Source organism: Rugosimonospora africana (assembly GCF_016862975.1).
GTDB lineage: Bacteria > Actinomycetota > Actinomycetes > Mycobacteriales > Micromonosporaceae > Rugosimonospora > Rugosimonospora africana.
Genome location: NZ_BONZ01000067.1, coordinates 51006 through 69129 on the forward strand (window position 1 = coordinate 51006; position 18124 = coordinate 69129).

Annotated in this window: 15 protein-coding genes; 5 read left to right on the forward strand and 10 right to left on the reverse strand. The window is 70.8% G+C overall.

Translation table 11 applies throughout. The annotated features are described in order from the left end of the window. Window positions 1-71 precede the first annotated feature (71 nt). A complete protein-coding gene (locus Raf01_RS32910) occupies window positions 72-2237 on the forward strand; it encodes a transglycosylase domain-containing protein (RefSeq protein WP_203921976.1) in 2166 nt (721 codons plus the stop codon). Between the two features lie 180 nt (window positions 2238-2417). Here Raf01_RS32910 and Raf01_RS32915 read toward each other — a convergent pair whose 3' ends face one another. Continuing rightward, window positions 2418-3200 carry a class I SAM-dependent methyltransferase gene (locus Raf01_RS32915; protein WP_203921977.1) on the reverse strand — a complete coding sequence of 261 codons (783 nt, stop codon included), beginning with the start codon at window positions 3198-3200 and terminating at the stop codon, window positions 2418-2420. A 64-nt stretch (window positions 3201-3264) separates the two neighbouring features. On the opposite strand from Raf01_RS32915, the gene Raf01_RS32920 reads away from it, so the two are divergent. Next, a complete protein-coding gene (locus Raf01_RS32920; RefSeq protein WP_203921978.1) occupies window positions 3265-3870 on the forward strand; it encodes a hypothetical protein in 606 nt (201 codons plus the stop codon). Between the two features lie 328 nt (window positions 3871-4198). Here the strand turns inward: Raf01_RS32920 and Raf01_RS32925 are convergent, their stop codons facing one another. Both Raf01_RS32925 and Raf01_RS32930 read right to left on the reverse strand, forming a co-directional pair. Then, window positions 4199-4690, reverse strand: coding sequence for a hypothetical protein (locus tag Raf01_RS32925; protein ID WP_203921979.1), 492 nt, complete (start codon window positions 4688-4690; stop codon window positions 4199-4201). A 420-nt stretch (window positions 4691-5110) separates the two neighbouring features. Next, window positions 5111-6541 carry a DHA2 family efflux MFS transporter permease subunit gene (locus Raf01_RS32930; RefSeq protein WP_239134150.1) on the reverse strand — a complete coding sequence of 477 codons (1431 nt, stop codon included), beginning with the start codon at window positions 6539-6541 and terminating at the stop codon, window positions 5111-5113. A 65-nt stretch (window positions 6542-6606) separates the two neighbouring features. Between Raf01_RS32930 and Raf01_RS32935 the strand changes: the two genes are divergently transcribed. Continuing rightward, a complete protein-coding gene (locus tag Raf01_RS32935) occupies window positions 6607-7215 on the forward strand; it encodes a winged helix-turn-helix transcriptional regulator (RefSeq protein WP_239134132.1) in 609 nt (202 codons plus the stop codon). A gap of 62 nt (window positions 7216-7277) precedes the next feature. Here the strand turns inward: Raf01_RS32935 and Raf01_RS32940 are convergent, their stop codons facing one another. Further along, window positions 7278-8414 (reverse strand): epoxide hydrolase family protein, encoded by a 1137-nt coding sequence (locus Raf01_RS32940; RefSeq protein ID WP_203921981.1) that lies wholly within the window; start codon window positions 8412-8414, stop codon window positions 7278-7280. Window positions 8415-8476: 62 nt separating this feature from the next. Here Raf01_RS32940 and Raf01_RS32945 point away from each other — a divergent pair, with 62 nt between their 5' ends. Then, window positions 8477-9526, forward strand: a complete 1050-nt coding sequence (locus Raf01_RS32945; protein WP_203921982.1) for a helix-turn-helix transcriptional regulator — start codon at window positions 8477-8479, stop codon at window positions 9524-9526. Here Raf01_RS32945 and Raf01_RS32950 read toward each other — a convergent pair. From Raf01_RS32950 to Raf01_RS32965, 4 genes are read right to left on the reverse strand one after another with little or no spacing between them, the layout of a single operon-like run. Further along, window positions 9489-10352: an enoyl-CoA hydratase family protein gene (locus Raf01_RS32950; protein ID WP_239134133.1), complete on the reverse strand. Its 864-nt coding sequence runs from the start codon at window positions 10350-10352 to the stop codon at window positions 9489-9491. The two genes, Raf01_RS32945 and Raf01_RS32950, sit on opposite strands and share 38 nt — an antisense overlap. Then, the gene (locus tag Raf01_RS32955; RefSeq protein WP_203921983.1) at window positions 10349-11530 is read right to left on the reverse strand and encodes an acyl-CoA dehydrogenase family protein; all 1182 of its coding nucleotides are present in this window, start codon (window positions 11528-11530) and stop codon (window positions 10349-10351) included. The genes Raf01_RS32950 and Raf01_RS32955 overlap by 4 nt, the downstream gene beginning before the upstream one ends. Window positions 11531-11550: 20 nt before the next feature. Further along, window positions 11551-13929, reverse strand: a complete 2379-nt coding sequence (locus tag Raf01_RS32960) for a bifunctional salicylyl-CoA 5-hydroxylase/oxidoreductase (RefSeq protein ID WP_239134151.1) — start codon at window positions 13927-13929, stop codon at window positions 11551-11553. Between the two features lie 22 nt (window positions 13930-13951). Continuing rightward, window positions 13952-15583 (reverse strand): AMP-binding protein, encoded by a 1632-nt coding sequence (locus Raf01_RS32965; RefSeq protein ID WP_203921985.1) that lies wholly within the window; start codon window positions 15581-15583, stop codon window positions 13952-13954. A gap of 432 nt (window positions 15584-16015) precedes the next feature. Between Raf01_RS32965 and Raf01_RS32970 the strand changes: the two genes are divergently transcribed. Continuing rightward, complete coding sequence (locus Raf01_RS32970) at window positions 16016-16936, forward strand: PaaX family transcriptional regulator (protein ID WP_239134134.1); 921 nt, start codon at window positions 16016-16018, stop codon at window positions 16934-16936. Here Raf01_RS32970 and Raf01_RS32975 read toward each other — a convergent pair. Beyond that, complete coding sequence (locus Raf01_RS32975) at window positions 16915-17313, reverse strand: RidA family protein (protein ID WP_203921986.1); 399 nt, start codon at window positions 17311-17313, stop codon at window positions 16915-16917. The genes Raf01_RS32970 and Raf01_RS32975 overlap by 22 nt on opposite strands. Further along, on the reverse strand, window positions 17310-18068 hold the full coding sequence (locus Raf01_RS32980; protein ID WP_239134135.1) for an SDR family NAD(P)-dependent oxidoreductase: 759 nt from the start codon (window positions 18066-18068) through the stop codon (window positions 17310-17312). The genes Raf01_RS32975 and Raf01_RS32980 overlap by 4 nt, the downstream gene beginning before the upstream one ends. Window positions 18069-18124 lie beyond the last annotated feature (56 nt).

Sequence of the window (18124 nt, forward strand, 5' to 3'; positions counted from 1 at the left end):
ATACCGATACAGCATGGAACCCAGCTTTTGTGTCTTTGACCGCATGGAAACGCGGACGCAGGCTGCTGGTCATGCCGCTTCGTTCACGCCGTCGTCGCCTGCTGCCCAACGCCACAGCCCTTCTCATCTGCGGGCTGCTGGCCGGAGTCGTGGTGGCCGCGGCCCTGTTTCCCGCGGCGGCCCTCGGGGGGCTCTCGGCCAAGGCCGGAGCCGATGGCTTCGACAGCCTGCCCAGCGTGCTGACCGTCCAGCAGACACCACAGATCAGTTACCTCTACGCGTCCGACCGCAAGACCCTCATCTCGACGTTCTACGACGAGAACCGCCGGGACGTATCCATCGACGACATGTCGCCGTACATCACGGAGGCGATCGTGGCCGCCGAGGACATGCGGTTCTACCAACACCACGGGGTGGACCTCAAGGGGGTGGTGCGCGCCCTGGTCGCCGACCAGAAGTCGGGCGGTACCGCACAGGGCGCGTCGACGCTGACCATGCAGTACGTGCGGCAGGCGCTGCAGTACTCGGCCAACACACCGCAGCAGATCGTCGACGCCACCGCCGAGACACCGGGACGCAAGGTACGCGAGATGAAACTCGCACTGGCGCTGGAGAAGAAGCTCAGCAAGCGGCAGATCCTGCAGCGCTACCTGAACATCGCCCCGTTCGGCAACGGCGCCTACGGCATCTACGCCGCCGCCGAGGTGTATTTCAACGAAGACCCGAAGCATCTCACGCTGGATCAGGCCGCGCTCCTGGCCGGGTTGGTCAAGGCGCCCAGCGCGTTCGACCCCTCCACCGCGGCCGGCAAACCCCAGGCCCTGCAACGGCGGACGTATGTGCTCGACAACATGGTGCGGATGCACGACATCAGCCAGGCACAGGCGGACGCGGCGAACCAGAAACCGGTCGCTCTCGCCGACCGTCCTTCGCTGAACGGCTGCGGCAGGGTCGCCAACAACACCTGGGGCTTCTTCTGCGACTACTTCTACCGCTGGTGGCTCGACCAGCCCGCGTTCGGCGCCAACCAGTACGACCGCGACGAACGACTCAAGACCGGCGGGTACACCATCTACACGTCGCTGGATGCCAACGCCCAGGCCGATGCGGTGGCACACATCACGGCGCAGGCCAAGGACCTGAAGGCATCGGACGCTCTGATGCTCGCCGCGGTGCAGCCGGGGACCGGCCACATCGCGGTTATGGCGGTCAATCGCACGTTCAGCAACGACCAGAGCGGCAACGGGCCGAGCACCAACCGGGCGAGGCACGGCCAGAAGGGCAACTATCCCAACACCACGGTTCCGCTGCTGGGCGGCCCGGACGAGACGGGCGCCGCGAACGGCGGCTACCAGTTCGGTTCGACGTTCAAGATGTTCACCATGCTCGCCGCGTTGCAGGAGGGCCTCCCGCTGTCCACGACCATCAATACAACGAATCCCTTCGTATCGAACTATGTCGTCGCGCCCGGCGGTCCGGCCACCTGCCAGGGTGACCGCTACTGCCCGACCAACGACTCCCCCACGCAGCTCGGTCCGTACAACATGTGGACCGGGTTCGGCTCCTCCGTCAACACCTTCTTCGTCCCGCTCGAACAGCGGGTGGGCGCGCAGAACGTGGTGGACATGGCGGAACGGCTCGGCGTCACGTTCAACGGTGACCCCGGCACCCCGGGTACCGATGCGTACCTGGCGAAGCACGGCTCCAACTGGGGTGCGTTCACCGAGGGCGTCGCGGCCGCGAGCCCGCTGGAGATGGCGGGTGCGTACGCCGCCGTAGCCGCCGAGGGCATGTACTGCCAGCCGCTGCCGGTACTGGAGATCCGGGACTTCGGCGGCAAACGGCTCGACGCCGGCAATCCGCGCTGTACCCGGGCGGTCAGCGCGGATGTGGCGCGAGCCGCCCTCGACGCGGCCCGCTGCCCGGTCGGTGACCAGGCCTTCTACGGCGGATGTCGCGGCGATGAGACCGCCTCGGAGACGCGGGGCATCGTGCCCCGCGAGTACCAGATCGCCGGTAAGACCGGCACCACCGACAACGACCGCACCGCCGCCCTGATCGCGATGACCCGGCAACTGGCGGTCGCCGGCATCGTCGCCGACCCCGACAACTCTGACACGCACGGGTACAGCCACGCCCAGGTCGACTCGGCGGTACAGCACACGCTCGCGGACTACCAGCGGGGCAGGACGCCGATCGCTTTCGTGAAGGAGAGCAGGCGGCTGGCGCTCGGCTGACGCGGGCCGCGCTCAGGCGGGGCCGCGCACAGGCAGGGCCGCGCACAGGCAGGGCCGCGCACAGGCGAGCCGCGGCGCACCCTGTGGGTATCCGCCGCGCTGATCGTCGCGGCCGGCCGTGCCCGCGGTACTCATGGCCAACCGGCGACCCGGCCCGGAGCCGTGATCGGTTGGCTGGGCTCAGAGCTTGAGCCCAGCCACCGCGGCGTCGGTGCCGCCCCGCCAGACGATGCCCGTCTCGGTGAACCCGGCATCGCGCAGGGCGGCCAGGTGCCAGGACACCGGCGGCATCCATTCCTGCGAGTGGTGGATGCTGAACAGCTCGTCGCGCCGAACCTTCAGCGGCCCGAGGACTGGATCGGAAGCGACGTGCTCCCACCACTGTTCCCAGGAGCGGACCGCGGCCGCGGCGTACCAAGCGTCCCGGCGGCGCTTGTCCCAAGTGGACAGTGCCGTGCTGAGCGTGGGCAGCCCGTCGTCGGTCATGTGATCCGCGTTGATCAGGACGCCGCCCGGTGCCAGCAGGTCGCGCACCTCCCGGTACACCGTCGCGAGGCGGTCGGCGGCCAGCCAGTGCATGGCGGTCGCGGTGAGGACCGCGTCGAACCCGGCGGCCAACCCGACGACCCACGCCGGATCGCGCAGGTCGACGGTGGCGATGGTGACCGTGTCCGGAAGGCTGGCGCGAGCGATGCGCAGCAGGACCGGGTCGAGGTCAGCCACGGTGATCTCGGCGTCCGGGCGACGCCGGAGCAGGCGCTGGGAGATGGAACCGGTGCCGCCCGCCAGATCGAGTACCCGTGGCGGTCGATCCCGGTCGTGGGTCAGGGCGTCGACGGTGTCGATCATGGCGGCGAACCGGTGCTCCCGGTCGGGCATGAAGCCCTCCTGCTGCCGATCCCAGCTCTGCTGCCAGGCGAGCGCATTCGCGCGGGTGAGGGCGGGTTTCAGGGGTTCGATCATGCGGTCAGCATAGTGAGAGGGGCGGCTAATTGCCAGTAGCTTGCAACTACTAGACTCAGGCGTCATGAGGTCAGACGAGTTGGTGGACTCGGTGACCCGAGCAGCGTCAGACGGCGTCCGGGCGTCAGACGGCGTTCGGGTGGCCGACGGTGTCCGGGGGGCAGACGGCGTCCGGGCGGCAGGCAGTCTCCGGGCGGCAGACGGCGTCCGGGTGACCGTGGAGACCGTGCTGCTCGGCCACGTCGGCCCGTTCCTCACCTACCGGTCAGCCCGTGCACCACTCCGCGACGACCATCCCGATGCGCTCGCCCGGGCCGTGGCCGGGTTCGATCCGGCCAGTCCCACCGCCGGCGCACTGCTGCACTCGACGTCGTGGCGGTTCGAGCCGGGCGGCGTCGTGCTCACCTACGCGGCACTGCCGGACCCGCACCCGGCCGCGGCGTGCCGGCTGAACCCGCGTACCGCCGTCGCGCGCAGCGACGACCAGTTCGCTCCGAGCCCGGCAGTGGTCGGGTTGGACAACGTCGCGGTGCACGCGTGCCGGCACCTCGCCTGGCTACGCCGTACCGATCCGCTGGTCGCCGCGCAGGCCGACCGGCTGCCCGAACTGTGGGCGCTCATCGAGGATCACCGCCCGCTCGCGGCCGGGATGCTGCCCGCGCTGGCATAGCGCGCTCACCTCGCGTCGGTGGCCGGGCCGCGTCGGTGGCCGGGCCGCGTCCGTGGCGGAATGCGGGCCGGGCCAGGCCAGGCCGGGCCGGTGACCGAGTGGCGTCGGTGGCCAGGCTGGGCCGCGGGGCTGGGCTGCGTGGCTGGCCGAGGTGCGGGGGGGCCGGGCTTCGTCGGTGGCGGAGTTGTGGGGGGCCGGGCTTGCGGGCCGGCCTTGCGGGCCGAGCCGGGCCGGGCCGGGCGGGGCCGGGCTTGCGGGCCGGGCGAGCGAGCGGTCCTCGCCGCGCTCAGTTCGCCGCGCTCAGTTCGCCGCGCTCAGTTCGCCGCGCTCAGTTCGCCGAGGTGCGCGACGAACGCAGCAGGAAAGCCCAAACCTCCCGGCGAACCAGGTTGGACACGATCCAGGCACCCAGGATGACCAGCAGCAGCGTCACGATGCTGAGGACGACGCCGGCCCGTAGCGCCAACCCGACGTCCACCAACACCGCCAGCTCGCAGAGGATCACCAGGGGAAACGCGACGGCGAAACCGCGGCGTACCAGGGCCGCGGTGATGGCCAGCAGGATCGCGGTCGCGGGCAGCGCGAGGATCAGCACCTCGATGTGACCCAGTTGCCGCTCGACGGGGTCGTCCGCCCCGGTGGACGACAGTTCGCGGCCGCTCACTATCGCCCCGACGATGACCGAGACGACCAGGGTCACCAGGGTGAGGTGGCACTGGAACCAGGTCAGAATCCGCATCTGGTCGACCCGCCTGGGCAGTTCCGGTCTCGTGCGGCTCGAGTCTCCGGCGATCTCTCGCTTGGACGACTGGGCGACCATGGCCGGCACCATATCAGTGAGGCTCGCCGGGTCGCGATCCGCGGGGGACTCAAGGCCGTGAGGTGAAGCGACGCCACGGGATGTAGCGACGCCATGAGGTGGCGCGACCCATGAGGTGGCGCGACGCCATGAGGTGCAGCGACGCCGCGCGGTGCAGCGACGCCGTGAGGAAGAGCGACGCCATGGGGCATGACGACGCCGTGGGGTGTAACGCCTCGGGCGTCCGCGCCGCTTCTTCGATCGGACTCAGATCTGCGAACTGGACGTGGGAGTTCTCCGACCACGCTCAACTGGCGACCCTGAGCACCGGCACCGAAGAGAGCTCCGACCCCGCGCTCCTGGCACCAGAGCGGGCCTTGTCGGGGCGGGCGCCCCGGTACGGACAGCGGCACTGCCGTACCGGGGCGCCCCCGGTACCGGCTACGCCGACACCGACTCGGTGGCCACCTCTGGACTCGGCGCCGGTACGGACGGTTGCCGGCCCGGCCGCAGCAGCACCACGCCGGTCAGCGCGCAAGCGACCGACAGGCAGGCGCTGATCGCCCAGCCCGCCCGGAAGGCGCCGATCGAACCGGCGTCGATCTGCTTGCCGATCAACGTGACCAGTACGGCGACGCCGACCGACGATGCGATCTGGCGTCCCGAGTTCACGAGCGCGGAGCCGGTCGCCGACCGGTGCCCGGGCAGCGAGGTGACCCCGGCGGCGATCAGGGTGCCGAGCGCGAAGCCCACTCCCGTACCACCGAGCAGCATGCTGGGCAGCAGGTCGCGGACGTAGTCCGGAGTGACCGACACCGATCCGACCCGCCACGCCATCCCGGCGGCGAACAGCAGGCCACCGATGATGATGAACGGGCCGTGCCCGAGGCGCCGCGCCGCCCGGGCCGACAGCAGCGTCACGATCGGTACGAGTGCGGGGCCCGGCACCATCGCCAGCCCGGTACGCAGCGCCGACCAGTGCCACACGTCCTGGCACCAGAGCACGTTCGACAGCAGCATGATGGCGAAGGCGACGCTGAACACGAACATGCCTGTGTTGGCTATGCCGAACCGGGGCAGCCGCAACAGTTGGAGCTCCAGCAATGGCGTGGGGTGGCGCAGGCAGCGACGGGTGAACCAGGCGCCGGTGACGGCGGCGACCGCGAGCAGGCCCAGGGTGCGCGCCGAGGTCCAGCCCCAGTCCGGAGCCTGCACGAGCGCGCCCGTCAGGGTCGCCACAGACGCGGTGATGAGGACCGCGCCCACCAGGTCGGGCAGCGGCCCGGCCTCCCGGGCGGTGGGGCGCGGCAGCACCCGCGCGCCGGCGATCAGCGTACCGATGCCGATCGGCAGGTTGACCACGAAGACCCAGCGCCAGTCGATCTCCACGAGCAGGCCGCCGAGGACCGGTCCGGCCGCCGCGGCCAGGCCGCCGACCGCCGCCCAGCCACGGGTCGCGCCGGTGCGCCGGGCCGGGGGTACGACGGCCAGCATCAGCGACAGCGAACTCGGCAGCTGCGCGGCGGCACCGACGGCCTGCACGATCCGGGCGATCACCAGTACTGGGAGGTTCGGCGCCAGCGCGCAGGCCACCGACGCGACGGTGAACACCACCACCCCGGCGAGGAACACCTGCCGCTGGCCGATCCGGTCGGCCGCCCGGCCGGCGACGACGAGCAGTGCGGAGAGCGCGATCGCGTACGCGTTGAGCACCCAGGACAGCGCGCCGAGCGAGGGTGCGTGTCCACCCTGGGCGAAGCCGGCACCCATTGCGGGCAGCGCAACGTTCACGATCCACAGGTCGAGGTTGGTCATGAACACGGCCAGCACGACGACGGCCACGGTCACCCGTCGGTTTGATTCTCGAACCATCACGAGTGGTACCGTAGGACGCCATGGTTTGAAAAGCAAACCGCCTGGTGTGGGATGCTGGTGTGGTGACTGTGAGCGCCTCGACCGCCTCGACCGCCTCGACCGCCTCGACTTCGGCTGGCTCGACGTCGGCTGGCTCGACGTCGACGGCCTCGACTTCGGCTGCCTCGACGCCCCGCACCGACCCCACCAGCATCGACCCCACCCGCATCGACCCCACCACGCTGCCGGGTCGCCCGTGCTCCGTGGCCGCCGCGCTGGAGGTCCTCGGAGACCGGTGGAGCCTGCTGATCGTCCGGGAGGTGCTGCTGGGCAACGGCAGGTTCAGCCAGATCGCCCGCAACACCGGCGCGCCCCGTGACCGGCTCGCGGCCAGGCTCAAGGCCCTGGTCGAGGCCGGGATCCTGCGCCGGCAGGCGTACCAGGACTCTCCGCGCCGGGAGGAATATCGGCTGACCGACGCCGGCCGCGACCTCGCACGGGTCACCCAGGCGCTGCTGGAGTGGGGCGACCGGTGGGCGGTCACCGACCCACCGGTGCGCATCAAGCACCACGGACACGACCTGGAGACTCAGGTGACCTGCCGCACCTGCGGCGAGCCGGTGCGCCGCGAGGATGTCACCCGGGAGTACGCGAACACCGGCTGGGACAACGCCGGCCGGGTAGCCGGCTGACCGAAGGCGGCGTCCGGCGCTGCCTGGGACCCCAGCGCAGCGTGCCGGAGAACGCTGGAATCTCAGCGCAGCCTGTCGAAGAACGCCCGGATGTCAGCCGCGTGCGCCAGCGGCTTCTCCATGGCCACGAAGTGGCCACCCGTGTTCCCCTCGGGCCAGTGGACGATCTGGTTGTCCCGCTCCGCGAGCCGTCGCATCAGGGCAGACCCGCCCGCGTACACGCCGGACGGTACCCGCTTCTGCCCCATCGGCCAGGCGAACTCGCCGTCCTCGGCCAGCGTCACCCGCTCGTACATGGGCCACGAGGATGTACCCGACGTGCCGGTGAACCAGTAGAGGCTCGCGTTGGTGAGCAGGTGGTCCCGGGCGATCGCCTGCTCCGGGGTCGGCACCATGAAGGTGAACTCCTTGAACTTGTGCATCATCCAGGCCAGCAACGCGACCGGCGAGTCGTTCCAGGCGTACGAGAAGGTCATCGGCGCGGTCCGCAGCAGCGCGTGATGGTCCACGCCGCCGCTCATCCACTGCTGCATCTGCTTCCACTCGACCCGCTCCGCCTCGTTCATGTCCGGCACGTCGGCCGCCGTCGGCATGCCGAATCCCGCGTCGATGTGCACGCCGACGACGTGCTCCGGCGCTACTCTCGCCACCTCGGGCGCCAGGTACGCGCCGAGGTCGCCACCCTGGGTGCCGTACCTGTCGTACCCGAGGCGACGCATCAACTCGGCCCACATCCGGGCGACCCGGGCGACCGTGAAGCCGGTCTCCGCCGGCGCCGACGAGAACCCGAAGCCGGGCACCGACGGTACGACCACGTGGAACGCCTGCGCCGGATCGGCGCCGTACGCCCGGGGGTCGGTCAGCGGACCGATCAGCTCGGTGAACTCCACGACGGAGTTCGGCCACCCGTGCGTCAGGATCAACGGCAGCGCGTCCGGCTCGGGCGAGCGTACGTGCAGCAGGTGCACGTCCAGCCCGTCGATCTCGGTGACGAACTGAGGGAACTCGTTCAGCCGTGCCTCGTGTGCCCGCCAGTCGTACCCGTTCGCCCAGTACCCGGCGAGGTCGCGCAGGTAGTCCAGCGGCACCCCGCGGCTCCACCCGTCCCCGGGCAGTTGCCGGGGCCACCGGGTGCGGGACAGCCGGGTACGCAGGTCGTCGAGGTCAGCGTCGGGAATCTCGATCCGGAATGGCTTCATGCCCGCCAGGCTAGGCGGGATGTAGGTCAGATCCTGTCACACATCGGTGGCATCATTCAGCCATGCCCGACACGCCTGCCCGACTGCTGAACCTGCTGTCACTGCTCCAGACCCCGCGCGAGTGGCCCGGCAGTGAGCTGGCCACCCGGCTGGGTGTCAGCCTGCGCACCATCCGGCGTGACGTGGAGCGGCTGCGCGACCTGGGCTACCCGGTTCAGGCGACGATGGGCACCACCGGCGGATACCGGCTGGTCGCCGGCAAGGCCATGCCGCCGCTGCTGCTCGACGACGAGGAGGCGGTGGCCATCGCGGTCGGCCTGCGCACGGCGGCCGGGCACGCGGTGGCCGGCATCGACGAAGCCTCGGTGCGGGCGCTGACCAAGCTGGAACAGGTGCTGCCCTCCCGGCTGCGCCGCCGGGTCAGCACGCTGGGCGCGGCCACCGAACCGCTGCTCATCTGGGACCGCCCGACGGTCGATCCGGAACACCTGACCGTGCTCGCCGCGGCGGTCACCAGCCGCGAGCAGTTGCGCTTCACCTACACGCGGCACGACGGCGTCTCCGGCGAGCGGCTGGTCGAGCCGCACAAGCTGGTGTCGGCGGGCCGGCGGTGGTATCTGGTCGGCTACGACAACGGTCGCGGCGACTGGCGGCTGTTCCGGGTGGACCGGATCGACGCGCCGCGGTCAACCGGGGCGCGCACCATGCCACGGACGCTTCCGGCCGCCGACGTCGCCGCGTACGTGACCGCCAAGCTGTTCGAACTCGCCCCGGTCTACCAGGCGGTGGCGACCCTGCACGCACCGGTAGAGCGGGTGGCCGGCCGGCTCGGCGCGTCGGCCGACCTGGAGCCGATCGACGAGGCCAGTTGCCGGCTGCGCAGTCACACCGACACGCTGGAGTGGCTCGCCTGGCGGCTGTTGACGCTCGGCTGCGGGTTCGAGGTGCACGAGCCGCCGGAGCTCATCGAGTACCTGCGGGAGATCGGCACCCGGGCCACGAGGGCGGCCGGACCACCCGCCCGGGACGTCACCTCCCGCGCCGTCACCTCCCGCGACGTCACCGCCCGGGATGTCACCGCCCCTTCCAGTCCGGCGCGCGCCCGGCGGTGAACGCGGCGTGGAACTCGGCGTGGTCCTCGGTGGTCATCAGTAGCGCCTGAGTCATCGCGTCGAGTTCGACCGAGGCCGACAGCGGCATGTCCAGTTCGCGGGTCAACAGTGACTTCGTCTGGGCATACGCCAGGCTGGGACCCGCGGCGAGCCGTCCGGCCAGGGCTGCCACGGCGGAGTCCAACTCGTCGTCGTCGACGAGGTGCGAGACGAGGCCGTACCGGTCGGCGGTCTCGGCGTCGATGGTGTCGCCGAGCATGAGCAGCGACGTGGCGCGGCCGAGGCCGACCACCCGGGGCAGCAGGTATGCCGCCCCCATGTCGCCGCCGGACAGCCCGACCCTGGTGAACAGGAACGCGAACCGGCCGGACCGGCCGACCACGCGGAAATCGGCGGCCAGCGCGATCACGGATCCGGCGCCGGCCGCGATGCCCTGAATCCTGACGATGATCGGGATCGGGCACTCCCGCATCGCGCGGATCACGTCGCCGGTCATCTTGGTGAACTTCATGAGTTCGCCGGCCTTCATCGTGATCAGCTCGCCGATGATCTCGTTGACGTCGCCGCCGCCGCAGAAGCCGCGCCCCTGCCCCTGGATGACCAGGACCTTGACGCCGTCGTGGTGGGGCAGCTCGGTGACCAGGTCCCGCAGGTCGGCGTACGACTCGAAGGTGAGCGGGTTCAGCTTCTCCGGCCGGTTGAACGTGACGGTCGCGACCGGGCCGTCCACCGCGAAGTCGAAATGCTTCCACTCGGTGGTCAGCGGCGCGGACGCGCGGAATCGTGTCGCTGCCCCGGATCGTGCCGCTGGCCCGGATCGTGTCACTGAGCTGCCCTCTCCCTGAAAAGCTCGCGGGCGATGATGGAGCGCTGCACCTCGGACGCCCCCTCGTAGATGCGCGGTGCGCGCACGTCGCGGTAGAGGCGCTCCAGGAGGTGACCGCGTTGCAGGGCCCGGGCGCCGTGGAGCTGCACGCACTGGTCCACGATCCTCTGCGCGGCCTCGGTCGCGAAGAGCTTGGCCATCGCCGCCGACCGGGTGATCTCGCCACGGGTGCCGCCCGCGTCGTAGCACCGGGCCGCGGCGTAGACCAGCAGGCGCGCGGCCTGCAGATGGGTGGCCAGGTCGGCGAGCGTGTGACGGACCGACTGCTGGTCGGACAGCGGCCCGCCGTATGCCTGCCGGGTGCTGACGTGGTCGAGGGTGGCGTCGATCGCCGACTGCGCCATGCCCACCGCGAACGCGCCGACGCTGGGCCGGAACAGGTCGAGGGTGCGCATCGCGACGCGGAACCCGGCGTCGACCTCACCGAGGACGTCAGGGGGCCCGACCCGTACCGCGTCGAATCGCAGACGCCCGATGGGGTGCGGCGAGAGCAGCTCGAGGTGCTCGCCGGACAGCCCGTCGGCGTCGCCGGGCACCGCGAACGCGGTGACACCGCGCGCACCCGCCCCCGGTGTGGTCCGGGCGAAGACGGTGTAGACATCGGCCTCGGGGGCGTTGGAAATCCACAACTTCTCGCCGTACAGCCGCCAGCCGTCGCCGTCCGGCTCCGCCCGCAGGTTCAGCGCGGCGGCATCGGAGCCGGCTTCCGGCTCGGTCAGTGCGAAGGCGGCGACGGTGATCCCGCGCACCACGCCGGGGATCCACCGCTCGACCGTCTCCGGGCCGCCGGACTGGAGGATCGGATAGCTGCCCAGTCCCTGAAGTGCGAGCGCGGTCTCCGCCTCGACCGACACCCCGGCGATGGTCTCCCTGAGCAGGCTGAGTCGCATCGCCGCGGCGTCGGTCGGCGGCCGGTCGGGTGAACCGCCGAACAATCCGCGAAGCAGGCCGTGCTTGCCCATCGCGGCCAGCAGCGGCCGGTTGACGTGCCCGTGCGCGGTCTCGTTATCCAGCGCAACGTCGGCCAGGGTCACGTCGGCCAGGGGCAGCAGTTGGGTGACCGCCACCTCGCGGACCCAGCGCACGTACTCCCGCTGCTCCGGCTCCAAGCCACTCATGGCCGAACTCATGGGCGCGCTCATGGCCGCCACCGTGCGTGTCGCGTGCCCGGCACCCCGTCCCGGATCAGCCGCAGCCTCGGCTTGGGACCGTCGGTCCGGCCGGTCTGCGGCCTGCGCCGGCCGGCTTTCCAGGGATTCGGCCACACCACGCCGGGGCCGTCATAGTCCTGCTCGACCGCGGCGTGCAACGCCCAGTTCGGGTCGTACAGGTGGACCCGCCCGAGCGCGCAGAGGTCGGCGCGGCCGGCGAGAAGGAGCGAGTTTACGTCGTCGTACGACGAGATGACCCCCACCGCGATCGTCGGGATGCCCACCTGGTTACGGATCCTGTCAGCGTACGGGGCCTGGTAGGAGCGGCCGAACGCCGGAGTCTCGTCGGGGGTCACCTGTCCGGTCGAGACGTCGATGGCGGCGGCGCCGGCGGCTTTGAACCGGGCCGCGATGGTGACCGCGTCGTCGCCGGTGATCCCGCCGTCCACCCAGTCGGTCGCCGAGATCCGCACGGTCATCGGTTTTTCGGCCGGCCACACGTCGCGGACGGCGGCGAACACCTCCAGCGGGTACCGCAGCCGGCTGTCCAGGTCACCACCGTACCGGTCGGTGCGCCGGTTGCTGATCGGCGAGATGAACGAAGACAGCAGGTATCCGTGTGCGCAGTGCAGTTCGAGAAGGTCGAAGCCGGCCGCGTCGGCACGCCGGGCGGCATCCACGAACTGCTGCCTGATGCGGGCCAGGTCCTCCTCGGTCAGCTCCCGGGGCCGCTGGTTGACACCGGGCCGGTACGGCAGCGGCGACGGCCCGACGACTTCCCAGTTGCCGTCGTCGAGAGGCTCGTCGATGCCGTCCCACATCAGCCTGGTCGAGCCTTTGCGCCCGGAGTGGCCGAGCTGGATCCCCACCTTCGCGGCGCTCTCCCGGTGCACGAAGTCGGTCAGCCGCAACCACTGCCGCGCCTGTTCGTCGGTCCAGATGCCGGTGCAGCCCGGGGTGATGCGCCCGGCGCCGGACACGCACACCATCTCCGTCATGACCAACCCGGCGCCGCCGAGGGCCTTGCCGCCCAGGTGCACGAAGTGAAAGTCGTTGGGCATGCCGTCCGTCGCCCGGTACATGTCCATCGGCGACACCACGATGCGATTGACGAGGTCCAGCTCACCGAGCCGGTACCGCTGGAACATCGGTGGCGTGTCCGGGTCGGCGGGGCCATCGGGTGCGGGGCCACCGGGTGCGGGGCCACCGTCCTGCCGCTCGGCGAACGCGGCGTTGACCCGGCGCACGAACTCGGGATCGCGCAGGTGAAGGTTGTCGTACGTGACGCGCCGGCTGCGAGTCATGATGTTGAACGCGAACTGCAGCGGGTCCTGGTCGAGGTACTGGCCGAGGTTTTCGAACCATTCGAGGCTGGCCTGCGCGGCCCGCTGGGTGGACAGGACGACGGCCTTGCGTTCGGTCTCGTACTCGCTCAGGGCGGCGTCCACGCTGTCGTTCTCGTGCAGGCAGGCGGCCAACGCCAGGGCGTCTTCCATGGCGAGCTTGGTGCCGGAGCCGATGGAGAAGTGCGCCGTGTGAGCGGCGTCGCCGAGCAGCACGATGTTGCCGTGGCGCCAATGCCGGTTGCGTACGGTGGTGAAGTTGATCCACCGCGAGTTGTTGGCCATCACCGGGTGGCCGTCGAGAACGTCGGCGAACAGCTCGGTGACCCGCGCGATGGACTTCTCGTCGGACTCACCGGGTGCCAGCGGCTGGGTGGCGAAGCTGTCGAAGCCGGCCTCCTTCCACACGGCGGCGTTCATCTCGACGATGAAGGTGCTGTTCTTCGCGTCGTACGGGTAGGCGTGTACCTGCATCACGCCGTACGGCGTCTGCCGGATGTCGAACGTGAACGCGTCGAACACCTTGCCGGTGCCCAGCCACATGTACTTGCACGCCCGCCGGTCCAGGCTCGGCCGGAACGCGTCCGCATGCGCCGAGCGGACGGCGGAGTTGAGGCCGTCGGCCGCGACGACGAGGTCGTGGGTCGCGGACAGCGTCGCGGTGTCCGGGGCCTCGGTCTCGAAGTGCACGACCACGCCGAGTTCCGCGCACCGCTCCTGCATGATCTCCAGCAGTCGCTTGCGGCTCATCGCGGCGAAGCCGTGCCCGCCGCTGGTGACCGTCTCGCCGCGGTACCGCACGTCGATGTCGTCCCACCGGGCGAACTCCGACTCCATGCGCCGGTGGATCGTCGGGTCGGCGTGTTCGATGCCACCCAGCGTCTCGTCGGAGAACACCACGCCGAATCCGAAGGTGTCGTCGGCCGCGTTGCGCTCCCAGACCGTGATCTCGTGCTCCGGTCCGAGCTGCTTGGCCAACGCGGAGAAGTACAGACCGCCGGGGCCTCCCCCGATGACAGCCATGCGCACGACGTCTCCTCCCTCGTTACGCGCCCGCCGCGGCCGGTTGCTCGCGCAGGCGGAAGCGCTGCAACTTGCCGGTGGCTGTCTTGGGCAGTTCGGTGACGAAGACGATCCGCCGCGGGTATTTGTACGGAGCGATCCGGCGCTTGACGAAGTCCTGCAGTTGCCGGGCCTCGCCGTCGTCCGTGGGCACGGCGTCGTGCAGCACGACGAACGCGGTCACGAGTTGGCCACGCGCCTCGTCGGGCAGGCCCACGACACCGCACTCGGCGACGTCGGGGTGGGCGAGCAGCGCCTCTTCGACCTCCGGTCCGGAGATGTTGTATCCGGACGACACGATCATGTCGTCGCTGCGCGCCTGGAACCAGAAGTAGCCGTCCTCGTCCATGACGAACGTGTCGCCGGTGATGTTCCAGCCGCCCTGGACGTACTGGTGCTGGCGTGCGTCGGCCAGGTAGCGGCAGCCGGTGGGGCCCTTCACGGCGAGCCGGCCCACCGCGCCCGGCGGCAGCGGGGTGCCGTGCTCGTCGACCACCGCGGCGACGTATCCCGGCACCGCCCGGCCGGTGGATCCGGGCCGGATGTCGTCGTCGGCGGAGGCGATGAAGATGTGCAGCATCTCGGTGGATCCGATGCCGTCGATCATCCTGATCCCGGTGCTGTCGCGGAATGCCTGCCAGGTGCCGGCCGGCAGGTGCTCGCCCGCCGACACCGCGCGGCGCAGTGTGGACAGGCGGTCGACCGCTCCGGACGCGAGCATGGCACGGTATGCCGTGGGAGCGGTGAAGCAGACCGACACCCGGTAATCCGCGATCAGCTGCGCGAGTTCGTCCGGCGTCGCCTTCTCGACGAGCAGTGTCGAGGCACCGGCCCGCAACGGGAAGACGACCAGCCCACCCAGACCGAACGTGAACGCCAGCGGCGGGGTGCCGGTGAACAGGTCGTCCGGCTCCGGCCGCAGCACGAGGGCGGAGAACGTGTCCGCGTTGGCGAGCACGTCGCGGTGGAAGTGCATGGTGGCCTTGGGGCGGCCGGTGGTCCCGGACGTGAAGGCGAGCATCGCCACGTCGTCGGCCGCGGTGGCCACCGGCGTGAACTCCCCCGACTTCCGCTCGACGGCGCTGGTCAGCCCGGCCTCACCGGCGAACTCGTCACCCGCGAACTCGACCATCCGGAGCCCGGGGATGCCCGCCGCCCGCAGGTCGTCGGTGAACCGGGCGTCGCACAGGGCGAAGTCGATGGCCGCTATCTCGGCGATCGTGGCCAGTTCGCCGGACCGCAGCAGCGGCATGGTCGTCACCGCGACGGCGCCCGCCTTGAGCACACCCAACCAGCATGCCGCGAGCCACGGGTTGTTGGGACCGCGCAGGAGGACCCGGTTGCCCGGGACGATGCCGCAGTCTTCGACCAGCACCGCCGCGATCTGGTTGGTCACCCGTCTCACGTCGCCGTAGGTCCACGGACGGGCGCCGGGCGCGAGCAGGCACGGGCGGTCCGGGCCGAGCCGCTCGACCACGGCGTCGACCAGCTCGACCGCGCAGTTGAGCTTCTCCGGGTAGCGCAGGCCCGGCAGGTCGAACACCAGCTCGGGCCAGTCGGCCTCGGGCGGAAGGTGGTCACGACAAAACGTGTCGACATGCGCGGAGGCGGACATCGACGCGGTATCTGGCGTCGACGCGGTATCTGGCGTCGATGCGGCAGGTGACGTCGACGCGGCAAGCGAGGTCGACGCGGGATCTGACGTCGACGTCGGATCTGACACTGACATGGCGACCTTCCTCGACTCAAGTCCAGGAACTGCCCGGTCGACCAAGGTTATGCACTTCTCGTGACGACAGTCAATGGCACGGCATAATGACGGCAGAGCGGCGGCCACCGGCGGCAGCGCCGACAGCGACACCGCTGCGGCAGCGCCGCCACTGCGACTGCGACGCGACTGCGATGGGACTGCGACGACGACAGGAGTGGCAGAGACGGGAGCGCAGCAGAGACGGGAGTGCGGCAGGGACGCGACTGCGGCGGCGCCACAGCGAGCCTGGCCGGAGAGTCGAGACCCCGGCGGCCCCGACGGACTAAACTCTCGCGCGTGTCGGTCGAGGCCAACGATGAGGAGCTCAGCCAGGCGAGAGGCACCCAGCCCCGAGCGCTGATCGTCACGATCTACGGGCTGTACGCTCGCGAGGTCGGCGGCTGGTTGAGCGTCAGCTCCCTGATCAAGCTCATGGCCGAGCTCGACGTCGAGGAGCCCGCCGTACGCTCCTCGATCTCCCGACTGAAGCGCCGCGGCATCCTGATCGCGGAGAAGGTGCGCGGCACCGCCGGGTACGCGCTGTCCGACCGCGCCCGGGGCATCCTCCTGGAAGGCGATCGGCGGATCTTCGAGCGGCCCCGGGCGGCGGCCGAGGACGGTTGGCTCGTCGCGGTGTTCAGCGTGCCGGAGTACGAGCGGGACAAGCGGCACCAGCTGCGGTCGCGGTTGTCCTGGCTCGGTTTCGGCACCGTCGCCTCCGGGGTGTGGATCGCCCCGGCCCACGTCGAGTCGCAGGTACGTGACGTGCTGGCGAGCAACCGGCTGACCGAGTACGTCGACCTGTTCCGGGCGGAGTACGTCGCCTTCCGGCCCGAGCCCGACCAGGTCGCCTCGTGGTGGGACCTCGACGGGCTGGAGCGCACGTACGCGGACTTCGTGTCCTCCTACGGTCCCGTCCTGGCGCAGTGGCGCCGCAGGCGTCACGACGACGATGCCGCCGCGTTCGCCGACTACGTTCAGGTGCTCACGCACTGGCGCCGGCTGCCCTACCTCGACCCCGGGCTCGCGCCGGAGCTGCTCCCCCGCCACTGGCGGGGCTCCCAGGCGGCGGACATCTTCTTCGAGCTGAACGAGCGGCTGGCGCCCGCGGCTCACCGGCACGTCGCCGAGGTCACCGGTCTTCAGCCGACAGGGACGGCGCAGTCGACGGGAACGGTTGAGCCGGGGAGGACGGCTCAGTCAGCGAGGACCGCGTAGCCCTGCACCTCGACCAGGGCCCGCTCGTCCCACAGCCGGGCGACGCCGATCGCGGCCATGGCCGGGTACCGGTCGCCCACGAGGCGCTTCCACACGGCGCCGATCGCCCGCGAATTGGCCCGGTAGTCGTCCACATCGACGAGGTAGATCGTCAGGCTCGCCAGGTCGTCGGGCCGGCCACCCGCGGCGGCCAGCGCGAGCAGCAGGTTGCCCAGCGCCCGGTCGAACTGCTCGACAACGGTGTCGCCGACGACGCGTCCCTGTCGGTCGAGCGCGGTCTGACCGGCGAGGAACACGAGCCGTCCCGAGCCGACGGCGGCATGGGAGAAGCCTCGGGGCGCGCTGAGCCCGTCGGGGTTGACGAACTCCAGGCTCATGACTGCACCCCTCCGCCGTCGACGTTGATGCCCTGCCCGTTGAGGGCGGCGTTCGTCACGCACAGCCAGACCGCCCCGGCGACCTCGTCGACCGTGACGAGCCGCCCGTTCGGCTGCTTCGCGGCCAGGGCGGCGCGCGCCTGCGCGGGGGTGCGCCCGGTCCGGTCCGCGATGGCGGCCACGGTCTGGTCGGTCATCGGTGTGGCCACGTAGCCCGGGCACACCGCGTTGACCGTGACACCCGTGCCGGCGAACTCGGCGGCGGCCGACCGGACCACGCCGAGGACGCCGTGTTTACTCGCCGCGTACGCCGTGATGTAAGGCTCGCCCCGCTTGGCGGCGACCGAGGCGATGACCACGATCCGGCCGTACCCACGATCGAGCATGCCCGGAACCACCCGCCTGACGCACCGGAACGGCGCGGTCAGATTCACCTCGAGCATCCGCGCCCAGTGTTCGTCGGTGGTCTTCACCAGCGGGGCCGATTCGCCGGCACCCGCGTTCGCGACCAGGACACCGGCCCCTCCCCACGCGTCTTCGACCGCGGTGAACAGCCGGTCGATGGCCTCGCTCGAGGTGATGTCCGCCGGCAGCACCAGGGTCTCGCCGGCGCACAGTGCCGCGGTGGCGCGCAGCTCATCCTCACCGCGTGCGGTGAGCGCGACACGGTAGCCCTCCGCGCTCAGCTTCACCGCCACCGCGCGACCGATGCCACGCCCAGCGCCCGTGACGACGGCCGCGGGCTTCAGGTCCACCCTGGAAACCCTGCCATGCTTCGCTAACGACCGTCAAGACAACGACATACCGCCGG